Origin of the sequence: Robinsoniella sp. KNHs210, assembly GCF_000686105.1 — a bacterium.
In the GTDB taxonomy this organism is placed as follows: domain Bacteria; phylum Bacillota; class Clostridia; order Lachnospirales; family Lachnospiraceae; genus Robinsoniella; species Robinsoniella peoriensis.
The window spans coordinates 2,854,223-2,874,962 of record NZ_JMLZ01000002.1 but is presented as its reverse complement, the minus strand read 5'-3'; the positions used below and the strand labels follow the sequence as shown (position 1 = coordinate 2,874,962).

Genomic DNA, 20,740 nt, shown 5'->3' with positions numbered 1-20,740 from the left:
CTTGATAACTTTTTTATTTACCATATTTACAGATAAGGTATGCCGGGAATCTCCGGGTAGCTGCCCATGGAAATCAATAATTCCAGCCCTACCTGTCGAGCGGCCAGAACAGCTTCCTTTACGGCGCTGGCGTTGCCGGATACAGCAAGAATGACTTCATTAGAGTGGCTGGTACCTTTATTCGGGGTCATATACTCGATTATATTTACGCCGGCGGCTTTCATTGCATTATCAGCCATTACAAGACCGATAGCAGCCGGTGAACCGCATAAGAAGCCAAACGCCTGGCCTGCGGGAGCGTGAAAAGCTTTGTTCAGTACCTGCCCAGCACTTGCAGAAAAAGCAAATTCCAGGTGTCCGGCTTCGCTGATATAAAGTTCCCCTGCATACTTATTTGTCAGTTCAAGAGCAATGGAAACAGCCTGCCTGACATCAGAAACACTGTTTCCGCCAAGTACAATGTAATTACCATGTCCGCCCCAGCCCTTGGTATCTCTGGGAAGTTCGATGGATAATACTTCTGTATTGGTGGCTTTCACTGCTTCATCTACAGCAGTGAGCTGTCCTGCCGCACCGGTTCGGGAACTGAAAACACCTATGGTATGATAAGCTTTTCCAACATTCATTTGTTCCAAAAGAGCATCATCGATTCCCGCAATCACCAAACCGATTGTGTCCAGTACCGCGGTTCCGATAAATTCCGTTCTTGTGCAGTTCATGCTGATTGATTTTACATCCATAGTTTTGTTTTCTCCTCTTTAACGATACTTTCATGCATTCAGTATAAAGAAAAAACAACAAAAAGTCAACGAAAACAAATATTGCTTTACAGATCTTTTTCAATAAAGTGAACAGAATATTTATCCCAGTATTTTTTATAAACCCGTTCATTTTGTCCATCGAAATTGAGCTGGTACATTCTGAATGTGGTTAATATATCCTTCGGCTGCCAGTGTTCTTCGTAAGAATATTGATAGTTCATGCCCAGGCGTCTCATGACTTTGCCGCTGCGGGAGTTTTTGATATCATGGGTAGCTGTAACATACCGGAATCCGTCTCTTTTTAATTGCTCTAATACGGCTTTTGCAGCCTCTGATACGATTCCCTTGTGCCAGAATTCTTTTCTCAGCCCATAGCCGAAATCATAGCTGTCATCCATGCACACATGTACATAACCAATGGGCACATTATCTGTTTTCAGGCAGACAGCATATCGGTATCCTTTCGCCTGCTGATATGATCTGGCATAGTTTTCTTTGAAAAAAGTTCTGGTTTCTTCCAGTGATTTCAGAGGAAACCAGGGTAAATAAGTATTCACTTCTTCATCTTTGTAGATGGAAAATAAGGCATCCATGTCATTTTCAGTGAATCTCCTTAATATCAGTCTGTCTGTTTCCAGTGCAGGTGTATTTTGAATCTGCATTTTACTCCCCTTTCCACAACCAGGCAAACGATTTTTATTCGTTGTTCCGATTGTTGTGCTATCTTATTGTACCGTTCCGCTTATCTGCTTGTTTCTTTACCATATTCTATCATTTGGTAATACTAAAGTCACGACATATCTGCTTCTATTGCTTTTTCTATATAATTTTTTATCAAATTTTTATCATTAGAGTAGTTTCCATAAAAAAGTACTTGACGAACAGGCGAATAAGCGTTATCGTAGTAGACGTAACAAAATTAAATATTATATTTTCTCTTATTCAGAGTGGTGGAGATACAAAGGATCTGTGAAACCACGGCAACCCCGTCAGAGGAAGGTGCCAACCTGAGCGAGTAATTCGAACAATAAGAGGATTTACTTATCATAATAGATAGGGGGTCCGCTTAGTGCGGACCTTTTTTAGTTTAAAAGCAGGAGCGGTTTTGTGAAGCGGGACATGTTCCCGGCCTCAAGTAAGCCTGCAGGATATGTTAAATCGATCTCGTGAGAAAATATAAATGCTCTTATCCAAAGGAGGATTCTATGGAAAAATTATTATTTACTTCTGAATCAGTAACAGAAGGACATCCGGACAAAATGTGCGACCAGATCTCTGATGCTATCTTAGATGCTCTGTTAGAGCAGGATCCCATGAGCCGTGTGGCGTGTGAGACTGCAACTACTACAGGCATGGTTCTGGTAATGGGAGAAATTTCTACAAATGCTTATGTGGATATCCAGAAGATTGTGCGTGATACGGTAAGAAACATTGGCTATACACGTGGAAAATATGGATTTGATGCGGAAACCTGCGGCGTTATCACAGCCATTGACGAGCAGTCTTCCGATATTGCCATGGGCGTTGACAAAGCGCTGGAAGCAAAGGAAAATACCATGACTGATGATGAAATTGAAGCAATCGGTGCAGGAGATCAGGGAATGATGTTCGGCTATGCGGTAAATGAAACGGAAGAATTAATGCCGTATCCAATTTCACTGGCACACAAATTAGCGCTGCAGCTTACAAAAGTTCGTAAAGACGGCACACTTTCTTACCTGAGACCGGACGGAAAGACTCAGGTCAGTGTAGAATATGATGAAAATGGCAAGCCATCCAGACTGGATGCAGTTGTTCTGTCTACACAGCATGATCCGGATGTAACACAGGAGCAGATTCATGAGGATATTAAAAAATATGTATTTGATGTAATTCTGCCTGCTGAAATGGTAGATGAGAATACGAAATTTTTTATCAATCCAACCGGACGTTTTGTAATCGGCGGACCACATGGAGACAGCGGTCTTACCGGACGTAAGATTATTGTAGATACTTATGGCGGATATGCAAGACACGGCGGCGGAGCATTTTCAGGAAAAGACTGCACCAAGGTAGACCGTTCTGCAGCATATGCAGCACGTTATGTGGCAAAAAATATTGTGGCCGCAGGACTGGCTGAAAAATGTGAGATTCAGTTATCTTATGCAATCGGAGTTGCAAAACCCACCTCTGTCATGATCGATACCTTTGGAACCGGCAAATTATCAGATGAGAAGATTACGGAAATCGTAAGAGAGAATTTTGACCTTCGTCCTGCCGGAATTATAAAGATGCTTGATCTTCGCCGCCCGATCTATAAGCAGACTGCTGCTTACGGACATTTCGGCAGAAATGATCTGGATCTGCCCTGGGAGAAGCTGGATAAAGTCGAAATTCTTAAGAAGTACTTGTAAATTTATGAAAAATTTATAAAAGTCCTTGTTTGTTTAGATGTAAATATGGCTCCTTTATGCTATACTGAAAAGAGAACGGTATAACATAAAGGAGTTTTTGCTATGAAATTAAAAACAAGGCTTATCATAGCCTTTTTTGTAATTATATGTGTCCCGCTTCTGTTAACAGGCGTAGCTCTGTTGGGTTTCAGTCAGTACCAGTTAAAATCCATAGAAGATAAATATGGAATCGACAATGTTTCCTATGACGCATTTTCTAATTCAGTACAGATGCTGAGCATAACCACGAAGCGTATTTTTGAGGAGATGAAGAAGGAAGCCGACAAAGATCCGGATCAGTTTCTGGATGTGGATTATCTGTGTACGATTAATGATAAATTGCAGGACAAGAATTCTTATCTCATTGTGCGCAAAGGAAGTTCCCAGTATTATTCGGGAACATCTGAAAATAATGCACAGCTTTTTAAAGAACTGCCGGGACCCAATACTTATACAACGTCTGCTGACAGCGGAACGTATATCGGAAAAGATGTAAGGGCATTTGTAAAGCAGATTGATGTTACATTTTCGGATGAAACAGCAGGAAGCATTTTCATTATAACCAGTATGGATAATATGCTGCCGCAGATGAAGTCACTGCTTCGGGATATGTTTATTACAATTGTTGTAATCCTGATTTTAACCGCAGGTCTTTTGAGTACCTGGATTTATTCGGGAATCAGTACACCGCTTCGAAAGCTTCGTGCAGCTACCCAGAATATCAAAGAAGGCAATCTGGACTTTACATTAGTAGCTGAAGGTGAAGATGAGATCAGCGAGTTGTGCCAGGATTTTGAAGAGATGAGGAAGCGGCTGAAGGAATCTGCCGAAGAAAAAGTAGAGTACGACAGGGAAAATAAGGAATTGATCAGCAATATTTCCCATGACCTGAAGACTCCGATTACGGCTGTGAAAGGCTATGTAGAAGGAATTATGGATGGTGTGGCGGATACTCCTGAGAAGATGAATAAATATATCCGTACGATTTATAATAAGGCTAATGATATGGACCGTTTGATTAATGAATTGACATTTTATTCGAAGATCGATACGAACCGTATTCCATATACATTTAGTAAAATTAACGTATCCAGTTACTTTGATGACTGCTTTGAAGAGGTTGGTCTGGATCTGGAATCTAAGAATATTGAGTTTTCTTATTTTAATTATGCAGATGAAGAAACCTGGATTATCGCTGATGCAGAACAGCTGAAGCGGGTAATTAATAATATTATAGGAAATTCCGTAAAGTATTTAGATAAGCCTAAGGGTTATATCAATATCCGGGTTAAGGATGTAGGCGACTTCATTCAAGTGGAAATTGAGGACAACGGAAAAGGAATTGCACCGAAAGATCTGCCGCTTATCTTTGACCGGTTCTACCGTACAGATGCATCCAGAAATTCTGCCCAGGGCGGAAGCGGAATCGGATTGTCCATTGTTAAGAAGATTATAGAAGATCACGGCGGTAAAATTTGGGCAAGCAGTAAAATGGGAACAGGCACAGTTATGTACTTTGTGCTTAGAAAATATCAGGAGGTACCTGTCAATGAGTAAGATATTGATTATTGAAGATGAGGAAAGTATCGCAGATCTGGAAAAAGATTATCTGGAACTGAGCGGTTTTGAGGTAGAGATTGAAAATCGTGGGGATATTGGACTTAAGAGAGCATTAGAAGAAGAATTTGATTTATTTATCCTGGATTTGATGCTTCCGGGAGTAGACGGATTTGAAATCTGTAAATCCATCCGGGACAAGAAGAACACACCGATTCTTATGGTTTCGGCGAAAAAGGATGATATCGATAAAATCCGCGGTCTTGGACTGGGAGCAGATGATTATATGACAAAGCCCTTCAGCCCCAGTGAGCTGGTAGCAAGAGTGAAGGCACATATGGCACGTTACGACAGATTAATCAGCAGTAATGTCCAGACAAATGATATTGTTGAGATTCGCGGTATTAAGATAGACAAGACGGCCAGAAGAGTCTGGATTAATGGAGAAGAGAAGACATTTACAACAAAAGAATTTGATTTATTAACGTTCCTGGCAGAACACCCGAACCACGTATTTACTAAAGAAGAGTTATTCAGCGAGATATGGGATATGGAATCTATCGGTGATATTGCAACCGTAACGGTTCATATTAAGAAGATTCGTGAGAAGATTGAGTTCAACACGGCGAAGCCTCAGTATATAGAGACGATCTGGGGTGTAGGGTACCGGTTTAAGATATAAAAACTGTTCAAAATTGAAAAGAATTATAGTGAGAGCTGTCCTGATTATAAATTGGGACAGTTTTTTTGTGTTGGGAAAATTATCTTAATTTTTCTATTTAAGGAGTTGACATAAACAAAAAAGTATGCTTTAATACATATATAGTTAATTAGTCAAGTAACTAACCAACAAACAAGAGGTGGTTTTCATGAAATTAAACTTTGAGGATGAAAAACCTATTTTTATGCAGATAGCGGAGGGCGTTGAAGATGCGATTCTGACAGAGGCTTTTCAGGAAGAGGGACAGATCCCCTCAATTACGGAATTTTCAGTAACTTATAAGATCAATCCGGCAACCGCCCTGAAGGGAATCAATATGCTGGTTGAGGAAGGCATTGTTTATAAAAAGAGAGGTGTAGGTATGTTTGTAGCAGTGGGAGCGGTAGAGAAGCTGAGACAAAAGAGGAAAGATCAGTTCTTTGAGCACTATATCAGTGGAATGATTGAGGAAGCAAAGCGATTGAACATTTCAGATGAAGAATTATTAGGGATGATAGAAAGGGGATTTAGGAAATGACAGGGATTGAAGTAGTAAATATCAGTAAAAGGTTTAAAGACACCGTGGCACTTGATCATGTGAATCTCCTTTTTGAGGAAGAAAAGATCTATGGACTGCTTGGAAGGAATGGTGCGGGTAAGTCTACATTGCTTAATATTATCAGTAACCGTATTTTTCCGGATGAGGGGCAGGTTCTTATGAATGGAGTACCGGTGAGGGAAAATGATCAGGCATTGGAACAGATTTATCTGATGAGTGAAAAAACATTATATCCGGAATCCATGAAAATTAAAGAAGTTTTCAAATGGAGTAAGGAATTCTACAAAAATTTTGATACGGATTTTGCAATGAATATGGCAGAGCAGTTCCGGTTAGATGTGAAAAAGAAGGTCAAAGGATTATCAACGGGGTATACTTCCATTTTTAAAAATATTATTGCATTATCGGTAAATGAACCTTTTGTTTTCCTGGATGAACCGGTATTGGGACTGGATGCAAATCACAGGGAACTGTTCTATAAGATTTTAATTGAAAAATATAGTGAGAATCCTTTTGCTGCAGTGATATCCACACATTTAATAGAAGAAGTTTCCAGCGTGATAGAGGATATTGTAATTATTAAAAACGGTCAGGTAATCCGATCGGAAACACGGGAAGAGCTTCTTAGCAGAGGCTATACGGTTTCCGGAAATGGAGCGCTTGTGGATACGTATATAAGAGGAAAAGAAGTAATTGGTACAGATGTTTTGGGAGGCTTGAAAACTGCGTATATCATTGGCAGACCGGATCGTGCTAATCTGCCGAAAGGATTGGAGATAACCGGGTTAGATCTGCAAAAATTATTTATCCAGTTGACAAATTAGGGGGAAACATTATGAAACTGAAGTCGGTATATAAATATCAGATGAGAGAGTACGTTAGTGCCGGAACAGGCTACGCTGCTGTAGTGCTGTCGCTGATTATCTTTTTCAGCGGGTTAGTAATATTTGGGCAGATTGATGCCGGCGGTTCTTTTTCCGGATTAGAATTTGGAAGCATTATATTTGGATTTGTAATGGGATGTTCCTGTTTCCAGGAGGGATTTTTACTTATGATGCAAAATGGAGTTTCCAGAAAGACAATTGTTTTCAGCAGAATTTTAACCATAATAACCAGCAGCATTGCGCTTGCTGTATTAAATGAGCTGATTACGCTGGTCTGCAGGATATTTGTACATTTCAATAAAAACATTATATTTGAAATCAATATTCTCCAGGTTATGTATCCCCAAATGCTGGGTGAAATGGAATCCCTGCCGTTATTCCTGATAAATATTCTGTTTTGGAGCCTGGCGCTTATGATGGCTACGCTGCTTGGATATTGTGTCAGTTCCTTACTGTATCATCTGTCAAGAACAACAAAGATTATTTTAGGAGTAGCCCTCTCTGTATTTGCTGTGGTTTTACTTCCAATTATAGATGTATTATTGGTTAAAGGGATCTATAAGAAATTACTCGACTTTTTCTTAATGGTAATGGGACAGAAAAGCCAGAATCCGTTTATTGCAGTGATTACATTTCTGGTAAGTACGGTAATTCTGGGAGGAATCAGTTATTTGTTAGTAATTCGTGCCCAGGTGCAGAAATAGAGGGAGAAAAATATGAGGTTAAAATCAGTTTTTAAATATCAGTTTCGGGATTACAAAATTTCCTATGTATTATTTTTTGGGATTTTACTGTTTCTGGAATTAGCAAACCTTGTTGGAATTAAGATAAGTGGCATGGAAGATAAGGGGATTTATTTCCGCAACGAATCAATGGTAGTATTGGCCGGGTTTATTATGGGAGCAAATTCATTTCGGGAAAACTTCCAAATGCTGATGCAAAACAATGTCAGCCGTAAAATGATAGCGGCAGGAAGAATTTTAAATACACTGTTAAGCGGGATTGTACTGGCGGTAATTTGCAGACTGGTTTCCCTGGTTTATGAACTGGCAGCATTGGGAGACGGTAATCTGCGGGCAGGAAATATCTTTGGCAAAATATACCCATCCTTTTGGGAGCAGGCAGGTGGATTGGAGAAGCTGGGAGTGGAACTTCTGTTCTGGTCAGGCTTTGTCATTCTATTTACGATGATAGGATATTTCTTCGGAGCGTTGTATTATAATCTGGGTAAGATTCAAAAGATGGTAATCAGCATTGGAGTTCCGGTATTCTTACTGATTGTGTTGCCGATCGTAGACCTGTATGCTGCAGGCGGCAGAATCGCAAAGTTCTTTTTGGGGATGCTTGCCCTTTTGTTAGGAGGCACGGGGGGGAATCCTGCATGGTCCTTCCTGAGTACTTTGACCGGTTCGGTAATATTTGGCGGTATTGCAGTACTGATTGTATTAAAATCTCCGGTGCAAAAATAAAAAAGAGACGCTATAACCTGTTCTTTTATTGGTTGTAAGCGTCCCTTTTCTTTTAGAAGTCTATCTTAAAATAATAAATCCCATAAATGCAGCATAGCCCAATAGCATGATCCACCCTTCCATACGATTCAGTATCTTGCTTTGCAATGCAAATATAAATACGGCAATGCTGGCAACGATCAGAATCATGATATCGTAAATAGAAAACAGATTGACTGCAACCGGATGGAGCGCTGAAGATGCGCCTAAAACCAGAAGGATGTTAAAGATGTTAGATCCTACCACATTTCCAAGTGCAATGTCGTTTTCTCCTTTTCGGGAAGCAACGATGGAGGTTACCAGTTCGGGCAGAGAGGTACCAAGGGCTACAATCGTAAGGCCGATCAGTGTCTGACTGAGCCCAAAAGATTCAGCTATGGAAACGGCACTGTTAACTACCAGATCCCCTCCGATTACTATGGCAGCCAAACCGCCGATGATGCAGATGCCGCTTAAGAGCGGGGATAACTGCTTGATACCGTCAGTAGAGTCTGCCTGAATTTCATTTCGGCTTTTTAGTGCACTTTTAACGGTGAACACCAGGAAGAGCACAAAGAAAGCAAGTAATATCCAACCGTCGATCTGGCCTACTTCATGGTCCAGAGACAGCAGAAGCAATACCGCGGTAATCACGATGGAGAAGGGAAATTCGCGTTTTAAAACGGAAGGTGTAATACCCATAGGCTTGATAGCAGCGCATATGCCCACTACAACCAGCAGATTAAAAATATTAGAACCAATAACATTACTTAGTGCCAGTTCATTTTGAGCCTCGATGGCAGCGGTGATACTCACGGAAGCTTCCGGCATGCTTGTACCAAATGCAACAACAGTAAGTCCGATGATGACACTGGGGATACGGAGAAGTCTTGCAATATTGGAGCTGCCTTCCACGAAGTAGTCGGCACCTTTTATCAGCAGTACAAATCCTATGATTAGCAGAACATAAGTTAACATTTTTTTCCTCCTTAAATGACCTGTTGTCATCATACTGAATTACCAGAAATTTGTCAAATTATTTTATATAATTTGTCAATAAATAGCAGGGTATCGGTTTTATGAAATAATTATTACCAACTATTGCAAAGAATTATGATCGATGTTATTATTTCCTATATTAAGCAAAAAACAACTGGAAAAATATTTACAGTAAAGGTGTTGTGTAATCAGTCAGAAAGTCAGATCCATACCGGCTTTTATTATTAAAAAATAAAATATGCGAAAGAGGTAATCCTATATGTTAAATATAATCTATGAAGACGGCCAGGTTTTGGTCTGTGAAAAGCCGTCCGGTGTAGCGGTACAAAGCGCGGGAATTGGAACAATGGATCTGGAAAGCAGAATAAAAAATTATCTGAGTACAGAAAATAGTGGTAATGGCGAGCCTTATCTGGGAGTTATCCACAGGCTGGATCAGCCGGTTGGAGGCGTACTGGTATTTGCGAAAACGCCGATGGCTGCTGCGTATTTAAGTAAACAGGCAGGTAATGGGGAGATGGATAAAAGGTATCAGGCTGTAGTATGTGGAAAACTTCCCCAAATCCAGGGAGTGCTTGTGGATTATCTGTTTAAAGACGGTAAAACCAATACGTCCAGAATTGTAAAAAAGGAACAAAAAGGTGCCAAAAGGGCGGAATTACATTATCAGGTTCTGGAAGAAAAAGAAGGCCTGTCACTATTGGAAATTCACCTGATTACCGGGCGTCATCATCAGATCCGTGTGCAGCTGGCTGGTGCAGGAACACCTTTGTATGGAGATAAAAAATATAATCCCAAAACAGCAGGTGACCAGAGAACAACTATCGGTTTATACGCCTGTAAGTTAAGCTTTTTACATCCAAAAACAAAAAAGCAGATGGCTTTTTCCTGTGAACCCAAAGGTGATGCTTTTTCAATATTCACGTCCAGATAAAAACATGGCGGATATTGCCATTTGTACCAGATTTCTGTCTTCTAATAATGAATAATCAAAATGAATCTGCACATCCTATTCTTACAATATAGGAGGGCGAAAGGATGGGCAGAGCAGAGAAATATAAAGAAGTACTTATCGTAATAGGGATTGCAATTGCAGTATTCGTTGGAATGAAATACCTGCTGCCATTTGTAGCCCCTTTTTTTATTGCGTATATTATCGTGCGGATACTGAATCCATTTGTAAAGCGGCTGCAGCGCAGGATAAAAATAAAGAAAGAATGGCTTGCGGCTGTGGTACTGGGATTCTTTTCAATTTTACTGATTGGCGGACTGTATTATCTGACAATCCAGCTGTTTGCGCAGATTAAAGCCATAGTATCCAATCTGGACAGTTATGAAAAAGAATTCAGACTGATACTTGGAAACTGCTGTTCTGCGATGGAGCAGACGCTGGGGATTCAGGCAGAAGCCATTGAAGATTTTGTATATCAGAATATTCAGGTTATGACAGACCGTCTTCAGGTATATATTGTGCCGGATATGTTTAATTATTCACTGCAGTATCTGCTTGGTTTTGTGAAAGCGGCAGGATTATTTTTTGCATTATTTGTATCTGTACTGCTTTTATTAAAGGATTATGACGAAATACATGATAAACTTAAAAAGTTTGAATTATACCGCAGAACAGCTACCGTTTTGAATCGGCTTTGGGGACTTGGCGGAGCCTACTTTAAAGCACAGCTCATTATTATGAGTATCGTTTCTGTTATCTGTGTTGCAGGACTGTGGGTGATTCGGTACCCCTATGCCCTGTTGGTTGGATTGCTGATCGGCGTATCGGATGCACTTCCATTTATCGGAACCGGAACGATACTGATACCCTGGGCGTTGGTATGTGCTCTGCAAGGTGATTTTGTACACGCTGCAGCATATGCCACGTTGTTCTTTGTTGCAAATACTACCAGAGAATTTCTGGAGCCTAAGATGATTGGAAAAAAACTTGGTGTTTATCCCATTGTAATTGCAGTTGCAGTGTATGCAGGAATCTGTATTTACGGGGTTGCCGGGGTAATTCTTGGACCATTGACTTTGCTGGCTATTGTGGAGATTTACAAAGAGATTAAGAGAGGGGAAGTAATGGAAGAGTAGATTTTACCTGTTTACCAATGGTTATCCATGTCTAACACAGCATCATTGACAATTCTATTGTATTTCTATATCATATAAGATAGAATAATAAAGAATTAAAATAAATGTTCAGGGAGGCAGATATGTACAAGGTATTATTAGTTGATGATGAAGCCCTCATTCGAGAGGCTATCAGTGAAAATACAAGGTGGAATGAATTGGGTTATGAATTGGTCGGTGCTTGCAAAAATGGGAAAGAGGCAATGGACATGATCATACAGAATCCACCGGATCTCCTTCTTACGGATATCTGTATGCCGCATGTGGACGGCATGGAGCTGACAAAGTTTGTATATGAACAGTATAAAGATACTAAAGTAGTGATTATCAGCGGGTATGATGAATTTGAATATGCAAAAAAGGCTGTAAAATATCAGGTTGTAGAATATATACTGAAGCCGATAACCGCTTTTGAACTTTCTGAAACACTGCTGAAGGTAAAAGAAGCTCTGGATGCAGAACAGCTGAAAAAACAGAATATGAAAAAAATACGCGGAGCCTATATCAGCAACCTCCCGTTGATGCGCGGGCGCTTTTTAATTGGACTTTTGCAGGGAAATGTGAATGAAGAGACAATTCAGGACAAGCTCATGGATTATCAGATCCAGTTAAACGGCAGCCATTTTATGGCAGCAATGGTACTGGGGGATGATCTTTCTCCGTTTTTGAACCAGGAAGCGGATACGAAGACCGATCTGGCTTATTTTGCTATTTATAATATATCGGCTGAGATTATGGCATCGTATGGTGCCGGAGTAACATTCCAGGCATTTGAAGAAAAAACCGTAATGATCTTTGCGGGGGATGAAAATCTGGAAGAGAAGGCATTGCGTGTCTGCGAAGAGATACAGGAGGCAATATTAAAATTCTTAAAAATTGAATCTACCATCGGTCTTGGCAGGGTGGTAAATTCTTTGTCTCTGGTCTACAGTTCCTTTAATGATACGAAAAAGTCAATGGAATACCGTTTCCTACTGGGTGGAAATCAGGTGATTTATGCCAAGAATCTAAGGGACAGCCAGGAAAGCCAGAATGTGGACGTCTCAAAGTGGGCAAATCAGATTGTACTGGCGATTAAAACCAACAATGAACATGAAATACGAAAATATGTACTGGGATTTGTACAGTCATTAAGAGATGCATATGTGACAAAAAACAGAAGTATTTTCTACGTACAGAACATGGTGCTGTCCATTATGAATGAACTGGATGCTTCTACATTAAGCGAAAGCGAGATCTTTATAGAAGAAAGAGAACTGTTGAATTCCATTTATGAAAAGGAACATCTGACGGATATAGCGGAAGATTTAATTCAGTTTGGCAAGACTCTGTCCCACAGTATGAAAGACCAAAAGGACAGCTACTGTAAGAAACAGGCACTGCAGGCGCTGGATTACATAGACAAGAATTATGGTGATTCTAAGATCTCCCTGAATTCCGTTTGCCTGCATCTGGCGATGAGTACCAGTTATTTCAGCTCTATTTTTAAAAATTATACCGGGGAGACCTTTATTGAGGCGTTGACTAAGAAGCGGATTGAGAAGGCAAAGTCTCTGATTGAAAATACAGCAAAGAAAACTTATGAAATCGCAGAAGATGTGGGATATAGTGATCCTCATTATTTCAGTATCACATTCAAAAAGATAACGGGGATGACTCCTACAGAATATGCAAAAAAGATGAGGTAATTTATGGATAAGAAAAAAAGGGGTGAGGCAGTACGGTTTCTATTTCACTTTAAAAGTATACGTAATTCGATGTTGTTTTCCTTTACGCTTGTGGTTGTGCTTGCGTTGCTGATATTCCTTCTTTTCTCTTTGAATTACACGGAAGAAACAGTTCTGGACAATTCAAAGGATTATACTAAGCAGTTGGTGGAGCAGGTAAATTCAAATATTGATTCCTATATTAGCTATATGGAATCCATCTCCCAGATGGTAACGGACCATTCCGATGTTGTGGACTATCTCTTTGGAGACGGCAGTACTGGGGAATCCTTAAAGCTTCGTCTGCTGGAACAGTTTAAGACCGTTCTGGATACCAGGGAAGATATTTATAATATAGCTGTTATCGCAGATAATGGGAAGATGGTGCTGAACCGTGGAGTAGCGACACTCAATCCCAATGGGGATATCCCAAATAAGCCCTGGTATTTGAATACGATTAAAGCAAATGGGGCTGCTGTAGTATCCGGTTCCCATGTGCAGAATGCATTTAAAGATAAATACCAGTGGGTAGTTACCTTAAGCAAAGGATTGATTAATCCGGCTACTAATAAAATTGAAGGGATTTTCTTTATTGATTTGAATTACAGTGCCATCAAAAGTCTGTGTGAAAAAATCGAGCTGGGTAATAAAGGATATATGTTTATTCTGGATAAAGACGGTAGCATCATTTACCATCCCCAGCAGCAATTGCTGAACAGTGGTTTGAAAGTAGAAGCAATAGACCGCGTTCTGGCACAGGAAAATGGCAGCTTCATTACAGATGAAGGTAATGGCAGTAAATTATATACGGTCAGTACTTCCAGGGAAACCGGATGGACCATAGCAGGTGTTTCTTACATAGGAGAGCTGATCAAGAACAAAGACGAAATGCAGATATTTTATCTGGTAATAGCTTCCGGGCTGTTTGCTTTGGCCATGATACTCGCGGTTGTGTTGTCGAAAGAAATTACAAAGCCTATTAAGGATCTCAAGGATTCCATGAAAGAAGTAGAGCGGGGAAATTTCCAAAATGCAGCATTTGTCAGCAAAGGGGAAAATGAGGTGGCAAGCCTTGGCAAATCATTTAATATTATGACAGGAAAGATACAGAACCTGATGGAGGAAAATGTACGGGAACAGAAGGAAAAGAGGAAAAGTGAGCTAAAGGTACTGCAATCCCAGATCAATCCGCATTTTCTATACAATACCCTGGATTCCATTATCTGGATGTCTGAGGGAGGGAAAAACCGTGAGGTAGTGCAGATGACATCGTCTTTGGCAAAACTATTGCGCCAGAGTATCAGTAATGAGGATGAAATTGTTACCATTGCAAAAGAGCTGGGATACACCCGGGAGTATCTCACAATTCAGAAAATGCGTTACCGTGACCAGCTGGAATTTGAGATAGACGTTCCTGCCCGGATTCAGAGAAAGAGTATCGTAAAGCTGGTGATTCAGCCTATTGTTGAAAATGCAATTTATCATGGTATCAAATATAAAGAAACAAAAGGAATGATCTATATCACCGGAGAAATGACAAAAGAAAAAATCATCCTTTGCATTCGGGATAATGGAGTGGGAATGGAACAAGAAGTGCTGGACCACGTTCTGGAAAACAAACGTCCGGACGAAGTATCTAATAAAGTTGGGGTCTATAATGTCCACAACCGTCTGCAGCTGTATTACGGTAAGGAATATGGTCTGGCTTATGAGAGCTCCCCGGGTATTGGTACAAGCGTATACGTAACGATACCAAATGATGAAATGGAGGAAGATACGTATGACGAAGAGTAAAAAATCCATCCTTGTCATCCTGACAGTGGGGGCAGTGCTCCTATTCACGGGCTGGGCGCTGATTGGACACTGGCAGGGGAAGACCAGCACGGTTAAGATAGTGTTTATCCCTAAAATTGTGGATGATTCGGATTTTTGGGGATCGCTCACAGAAGGTGCCCAGGTGGCGGCGAAGGAATATGATGCGAATATGACCATTACCGGAGCAGATTCTGAAAATGACTATATCAAACAAAGGGAGCTGCTGCTTCAGGCGGCAGAGGACAGGCCGGACGTTATCATGATTGCCCCCAGCAGTTTTACGGATATAACGGATGCAATTAAACAGACACTTGAGATGGGAATAAAGGTTGTGCTTGTGGATTCCTCTATCGACCAGGAACTGGGATTAACCCTGGTGGCAACCGACAATTTCCAGGCAGGACAGAAAATGGGAGATTTTATAAAAAAGAATCTGCCGGATAGTGACCCGGTGATCGGCATTGTGGCCCATGTAAAAGGTTCTTCTACCGCCATGGAGCGAGAGCATGGATTGCGGGACGGACTGGGAGAATACGAAGAAAATATTGTAGATACGGTATTTTGCAATTCCAATTACCAGAAGGCATATGAGGTTACAAAAGAAATGCTGGAAAAAAATCCCGGTATTAATGTCATAGCAGGATTAAACGAATATTCTGCGGTAGGAGCTGCCCGTGCGGTGAAAGACCTGGGTCTGGAAGGAAAGATTACCATGGTTGGATTCGACAGTTCTATAGAAGAAATTCAATTGCTGGAAGAAGGCGTCTTCAAGGGGATTATCATTCAAAAGCCCTTTAATATGGGCTATCTTGGTGTACAGAAGGCAGTGGAAATTGCCCATGGAACCGTCGTAGAGAAAGATGTGAATTCCGGATCGGAATTAATTACGAAAGATAATATGTATACTGAAGAAAATCAGAAATTGCTGTTTCATTTTCGGGAATCTAACTAGTGTACAATTTATTGAAATTGGGTCTGGCTGAGAAGGAGACGCTTTGTAGATGTAGGCAGTGCACGGAAAGATGGGTGTGGGAAACTGGCATGGGCTCCGTCAGCTGGCCGCAGAACTGGTATTTTCTAACCTTTCCGAAGCGCTTTTTGGCGGCACGCGGGCATTCACCGAGAAATCCTGATGCATTTCTCGGTTCAGTACCCGCTTAGTATCCGATGGGAGCCAGTCGAATACTATCCGCCAAAAAACACTCCGGAAAGGTAAGAAAATACTCAGCTCTGCTCTACGCTTCCTACGCCCATACCAGTTTCCCACACCCATCTTTCCGAGATAGCATTCGTTGATACAAAGCTGGTTTTCTCAGCATGGTGGAACCCCAGGGGGGTGGCATGCTGTACACTATTGGCATCGAACGTATAAAATGCATAAGGCAGCTTTAGCTTATCATTGTGGACTGGTTGTTCATTCTGCTAAATCTTAAGTATCTTATATACATAAAATCTTAAAATCTAAAAATATAAAAATCTTAAAATATAAAAATCTTAAAATCTAAAAATCTTAAAAATCTAAAAATCTTAAAAATCTAAAAAACTAAAAAATCTAAATATCTTATATTTCCAAACATCTGATACAATTGCAAACAGCGTCAGCTTGTCACAACCCAGAGTTTCTGCCTGTTGAGAGAATCGGCTTTAGGCAATTAAGTCATTTTGTACACTAAAAGGTAAAAAATTTATTATACAGTAAGATTTTTACCTTTTCTAAGAAGATATTCTATTGTTATATTCACAATTTAGACATATAATGTTCATTAGTTAGAAGAAAGTTATTTAATAACTGCAAAAAAAAGAAATGGAAGGTGAGAACGTGGGTGATGTAATACTGACAATGAAAGGCATTGATAAGTCTTTCCCCGGAGTCCATGCCTTAAAAGAGGTTAATCTGGAATTAAAAAAAGGTGAAGTTCATGCACTGATGGGTGAGAACGGAGCCGGTAAATCAACTTTGATGAAAGTATTAACCGGAATTTATGCTAAGGACAAAGGTACCATTACATTTGAGGGTAAAGAAGTAGAGTTCAAAAGCCCAAAAGAAGCTCAGACAGCAGGTATCGTTATTGTGCATCAGGAATTGAACATGATGAATCATTTGACTGTTGCTCAAAATATATTTATCGGACGCGAAAGCATGAACGGTAAAATGATCAATGACAGAAAGATGAATGTCGAAGCACAAAAATTATTTGATTTATTGAATATTGATATTGATCCTAAGGATACGATGGGACATCTTACAGTAGGAAGGCAGCAGATGTGTGAAATTGCAAAGGCTATTTCAACGGATGCAAAGGTGATTGTATTTGATGAACCGACAGCTGCACTTACGGATGCTGAAATCACTGACTTGTTTAAGATCATCGATGACCTTCGCAAGAAGAATATCGGAATTATCTACATATCTCACAGAATGGATGAAATTAAGCGGATTACTGACAGAGTAACAGTTATGCGTGACGGTGAGTATGTAGGAACAATCGTAACAAAAGATTCCACGAAGGATGATATCATCAATATGATGGTTGGACGTGTTGTTTATGAAGACCCCAAAGAACACAGCAATGTACCTCCAAATGCACCGGTTGTATTAAGTGTTAAGAACTTAAATGCCGGGAAGATGGTCAGAAATGTCAGCTTTGATCTTCACAAAGGAGAAATCCTTGGTTTCTCAGGACTTATGGGAGCCGGAAGAACAGAGACAGCAAGAGCATTGTTCGGGGCCGATAAAAAAGACAGCGGTGAAGTATATATCAATGGCAAAAAGGTAGAGATCAAGAGTCCTCAGGACGCAGTAAATGCGGGTATCGGATACCTGTCAGAAGACAGAAAGCGTTTCGGTGTAAATGTTGAAAAAACAGTAGCTGAAAATACGACGATGGCTTCCCTGGAGAACTTTACAAACGGTCTTTTCATCGATAAGAAAAAAGAAAAAGAAGTTACCAGGAAGTATGTAGAAGCTTTAAAGACAAAAACACCTTCGATTGAACAGAAAGTAAAGAACTTATCTGGCGGTAACCAGCAGAAGGTTGTTATAGCAAAATGGCTTACCAGAGACTGTGACATCCTGATATTCGACGAACCTACCCGTGGTATTGACGTCGGTGCAAAGAGTGAGATTTATGCTCTGATGAATGAACTTGTAAAAGATGGAAAATCCATTATCATGATTTCATCAGAACTTACGGAAGTACTTCGTATGAGTGACAGAGTCATCATCATGTGCGAAGGCCGTAAGACTGGAGAGCTTACAATTGAAGAAGCTTCTCAGGAAAAGATCATGCATGCTGCAACATTAAGAGAATAATCAGGAGGTTAAGAGAAAATGGCAGAGCAGAAAAAAGGAAAGTTAGGAAGTATTGGAACGCAGAAATTGGTAGCCGTACTGGCACTGGTTGTATTATTTATCTTCTTTTGTATAGCCGGAAGCAATTTTGCTCAATATAGTACATTTATCAGTATTTTAGATTCATCTTATTACATTGGATTTTTAGCAATTGGTGTAACTTTTGTAATTATTACAGGCGGAATTGACTTATCAATCGGTACAGTCTGTGTCTGCTGTGCATTGATCGGCGGTACTTTATTTAATAAAGCAGGTCTTCCGATGGCACTTTGTATGGTAGTAATCTTAGTTTTAGGTATCTTATTCGGTATGGCAAACGGCTTAATGGTTTCAGTAATGGGACTCCCTGCTTTTATCGCTACACTGGGTATGATGATGATCACAAGAGGTTTAGGTTCTATCGTAACAGCAACAGCAAGTGTTACTTTCCCACAGGGTGAGTCAGCAGGAAGCTGGTTTAGAAATATCTTCAAGTTCCAGGGAGAAGGGCTTCCGTTAGCCGGAATTCCAACAGGATTTATCTTATTAATTGTATTGGCAATTATTATGTCCATCTTCTTAAATAAAACCCGTCCGGGACGTTACATCCTTGCATTAGGAAGTAATAAAGAAGCAACCAGACTGTCTGGTGTAAACGTAGTAAAATGGGAAACATTAGCATATGTAATCAGTGGATTCTTTGCAGCATTAGCAGGTATCTCCTATGCAGCAGTTTACTTAACCATCATGCCTGGTACAGGTAATGGCTACGAATTGGATGCAATCGCCGGCGTAGTTATCGGTGGTACATCTCTTTCCGGTGGTGTTGGTTCCGTATCCGGTACTTTAATTGGTGTATTCATCATGTCCGTACTGAAAACAGGTCTTCCATTTATTGGATTACAGCCTCACTATCAGTTATTTATTACTGGTTTCGTATTAATCATCGCAGTATTTGCTGATGTTTATAACAGAAGAAAACAGGGTTAATCAGTAGCATCTATTAATGTTATTCAGTCTTCCTGCAATATGCAGGAAGATCAAAATAAAAACTTCAAATTCTATTAAGGGAGGATTTAACAATGAAGAAAAAAGTGATTAGTGTAGTATTAGGCGTATCTATGGTAGCAGCTTTAGCCGTAGGGTGTGGAAGTTCCGAAACAAAAACAACTGAAGCAGCAACAAAAGCAGCTTCAGAAAAAGAAACTACAGCAGCAACAACTGAGGCAGCAAGCGAAGCAGCATCTGAGGCAGCTACAACAGAAGCAGCAGGAAGCGAAGCAACTTCAGAAGCTTCTACTACAGCAGCAGCTACAGGGGATTACAGTGATGTTACAGTTGAAATCGTTGCAAAAGGTTTCCAGCATGACTTCTGGAAAGCTGTTAAGTTAGGTACCGAAAAAGCTGCAGAAGAACTTGGATTAAAAGGAACAAACTTCGTTGGACCGCAGAATGAAAGTGCTATTCCAGAGCAGGTTGAGCAGTTAAAGAATGCAATCAATAAAAAACCAAGTGCTATTTGTCTTGCAGCTCTTGATACAGAAGCAGTATTAGGTTCTTTAAATGATGCACAGGCATCAGGAATCCCGGTTGTTGGATTTGACTCAGGTGTACCAGATGCTCCGGAAGGTGCAATTGTTGCTAATGCAGCTACAGATAACTATGCAGCAGGCGAGCTTGCAGCAGAAAAATTATATGACCTGATCAAAGACAAAGTAACAGATCCAGCTGAAACAGTAAGAATCGGCTGTGTATCTCAGGATGCTACATCTCAGTCTATCGGTGAACGTACTGGCGGTTTCATTGATAAAATGGTTTCTTTAATCGGAGCTGACAAAACTTCTGTTGAAGGACATGACAAATACAATGCAAAAGTTGACGGAGCAAAAGTTATCATCGAAGTAGGTATTCCTGCAACAACAGATGATGCAGCATGTGTTACAGTAGCAAATACACTGTTAAACAAAGCTGACTTAGTAGCAATTTATGGTTCTAACGAATTCTCAGCTAAGAATATCGTTACAGCTAATGAAAGTTTACAGAAACTTGGCGCTGACAAAATCATCGCTGTAGGATTTGACTCCGGTAAAATCCAGTTACAGGCAATCAAAGATGGTATCTTCGCAGGATCTATCACACAGAACCCAGTACAGATCGGTTACCAGGCAGTTACTTTAGCAGCAAAAGCAGCTAAAGGTGAAGAAGTAGCTGATGTTGATACAGGATGCTTATATTACACAGCTGAAACTATGGAAGATCCAGACATCGCTCCTTGTCTGTACGAATAATCCGTAGATTGTACTGAACTACTTTTAACTCATAGTTTTAATTTAATATGCTTCAAAACGGAATAGAGAGTGGATTGTAAATTCCCTCTCTATT

The 20,740-nt window shown here is 40.3% G+C and carries 19 protein-coding genes and 1 riboswitch; of the genes, 16 read left to right on the top strand and 3 right to left on the bottom strand.

Going from position 1 to position 20,740, the window contains the following annotated elements:
- Window positions 1–26: 26 nt before the first annotated feature.
- Window positions 27–740, bottom strand: a complete 714-nt coding sequence (gene pduB, locus CD03_RS0119615) for a microcompartment protein PduB (RefSeq protein ID WP_027295087.1) — start codon at window positions 738–740, stop codon at window positions 27–29.
- 86 nt (window positions 741–826) lie between these two features.
- A complete protein-coding gene (locus CD03_RS0119610; RefSeq protein ID WP_027295086.1) occupies window positions 827–1,423 on the bottom strand; it encodes a GNAT family N-acetyltransferase in 597 nt (198 codons plus the stop codon).
- 273 nt (window positions 1,424–1,696) lie between these two features.
- Window positions 1,697–1,795: riboswitch (SAM riboswitch) on the top strand.
- A gap of 171 nt (window positions 1,796–1,966) precedes the next feature.
- Here CD03_RS0119610 and metK point away from each other — a divergent pair.
- The 7 genes from metK to CD03_RS0119575 all read left to right on the top strand — a co-directional run bounded on the left by metK (window position 1,967) and on the right by CD03_RS0119575 (window position 8,362).
- Complete coding sequence (gene metK / locus CD03_RS0119605) at window positions 1,967–3,154, top strand: methionine adenosyltransferase (protein WP_027295085.1); 1,188 nt, start codon at window positions 1,967–1,969, stop codon at window positions 3,152–3,154.
- A 102-nt stretch (window positions 3,155–3,256) separates the two neighbouring features.
- Window positions 3,257–4,750 carry a sensor histidine kinase gene (locus CD03_RS0119600; RefSeq protein ID WP_027295084.1) on the top strand — a complete coding sequence of 498 codons (1,494 nt, stop codon included), beginning with the start codon at window positions 3,257–3,259 and terminating at the stop codon, window positions 4,748–4,750.
- The gene (locus CD03_RS0119595) at window positions 4,743–5,432 is read left to right on the top strand and encodes a response regulator transcription factor (RefSeq protein ID WP_027295083.1); all 690 of its coding nucleotides are present in this window, start codon (window positions 4,743–4,745) and stop codon (window positions 5,430–5,432) included. The genes CD03_RS0119600 and CD03_RS0119595 overlap by 8 nt, the downstream gene beginning before the upstream one ends.
- 187 nt (window positions 5,433–5,619) lie before the next feature.
- Window positions 5,620–5,988, top strand: a complete 369-nt coding sequence (locus CD03_RS0119590; RefSeq protein WP_027295082.1) for a GntR family transcriptional regulator — start codon at window positions 5,620–5,622, stop codon at window positions 5,986–5,988.
- Window positions 5,985–6,833: an ATP-binding cassette domain-containing protein gene (locus CD03_RS0119585; protein ID WP_027295081.1), complete on the top strand. Its 849-nt coding sequence runs from the start codon at window positions 5,985–5,987 to the stop codon at window positions 6,831–6,833. Before CD03_RS0119590 ends, CD03_RS0119585 begins: the two co-directional genes overlap by 4 nt.
- An 11-nt stretch (window positions 6,834–6,844) precedes the next feature.
- On the top strand, window positions 6,845–7,597 hold the full coding sequence (locus CD03_RS0119580; protein WP_027295080.1) for a hypothetical protein: 753 nt from the start codon (window positions 6,845–6,847) through the stop codon (window positions 7,595–7,597).
- 12 nt (window positions 7,598–7,609) lie between these two features.
- Complete coding sequence (locus CD03_RS0119575) at window positions 7,610–8,362, top strand: hypothetical protein (RefSeq protein ID WP_027295079.1); 753 nt, start codon at window positions 7,610–7,612, stop codon at window positions 8,360–8,362.
- 60 nt (window positions 8,363–8,422) lie between these two features.
- On the opposite strand, the gene CD03_RS0119570 is transcribed toward CD03_RS0119575, so the two are convergent.
- The gene (locus CD03_RS0119570; RefSeq protein ID WP_027295078.1) at window positions 8,423–9,358 is read right to left on the bottom strand and encodes a calcium/sodium antiporter; all 936 of its coding nucleotides are present in this window, start codon (window positions 9,356–9,358) and stop codon (window positions 8,423–8,425) included.
- 280 nt (window positions 9,359–9,638) lie between these two features.
- On the opposite strand from CD03_RS0119570, the gene CD03_RS0119565 reads away from it, so the two are divergent.
- From CD03_RS0119565 to CD03_RS0119525, 9 genes are all read left to right on the top strand, one after another.
- Window positions 9,639–10,313, top strand: coding sequence for an RluA family pseudouridine synthase (locus tag CD03_RS0119565; RefSeq protein WP_027295077.1), 675 nt, complete (start codon window positions 9,639–9,641; stop codon window positions 10,311–10,313).
- Window positions 10,314–10,417: 104 nt separating this feature from the next.
- Window positions 10,418–11,467, top strand: coding sequence for an AI-2E family transporter (locus CD03_RS0119560; RefSeq protein ID WP_027295076.1), 1,050 nt, complete (start codon window positions 10,418–10,420; stop codon window positions 11,465–11,467).
- Between the two features lie 122 nt (window positions 11,468–11,589).
- Window positions 11,590–13,194 carry a response regulator transcription factor gene (locus tag CD03_RS0119555; protein ID WP_027295075.1) on the top strand — a complete coding sequence of 535 codons (1,605 nt, stop codon included), beginning with the start codon at window positions 11,590–11,592 and terminating at the stop codon, window positions 13,192–13,194.
- A 3-nt stretch (window positions 13,195–13,197) separates the two neighbouring features.
- Window positions 13,198–15,006 carry a sensor histidine kinase gene (locus CD03_RS0119550; protein WP_027295074.1) on the top strand — a complete coding sequence of 603 codons (1,809 nt, stop codon included), beginning with the start codon at window positions 13,198–13,200 and terminating at the stop codon, window positions 15,004–15,006.
- Entirely contained in the window at window positions 14,993–15,979 is a 987-nt protein-coding gene (locus CD03_RS0119545; protein WP_044289522.1) for a substrate-binding domain-containing protein, read from the top strand. The genes CD03_RS0119550 and CD03_RS0119545 overlap by 14 nt, the downstream gene beginning before the upstream one ends.
- 58 nt (window positions 15,980–16,037) lie before the next feature.
- Window positions 16,038–16,160, top strand: a complete 123-nt coding sequence (locus CD03_RS38965; RefSeq protein ID WP_255348102.1) for a hypothetical protein — start codon at window positions 16,038–16,040, stop codon at window positions 16,158–16,160.
- Between the two features lie 686 nt (window positions 16,161–16,846).
- Window positions 16,847–18,340 (top strand): sugar ABC transporter ATP-binding protein, encoded by a 1,494-nt coding sequence (locus CD03_RS0119535; RefSeq protein WP_027295072.1) that lies wholly within the window; start codon window positions 16,847–16,849, stop codon window positions 18,338–18,340.
- Between the two features lie 18 nt (window positions 18,341–18,358).
- Window positions 18,359–19,348: an ABC transporter permease gene (locus CD03_RS0119530; protein ID WP_027295071.1), complete on the top strand. Its 990-nt coding sequence runs from the start codon at window positions 18,359–18,361 to the stop codon at window positions 19,346–19,348.
- A 92-nt stretch (window positions 19,349–19,440) separates the two neighbouring features.
- On the top strand, window positions 19,441–20,646 hold the full coding sequence (locus CD03_RS0119525; protein ID WP_027295070.1) for an ABC transporter substrate-binding protein: 1,206 nt from the start codon (window positions 19,441–19,443) through the stop codon (window positions 20,644–20,646).
- Window positions 20,647–20,740 lie beyond the last annotated feature (94 nt).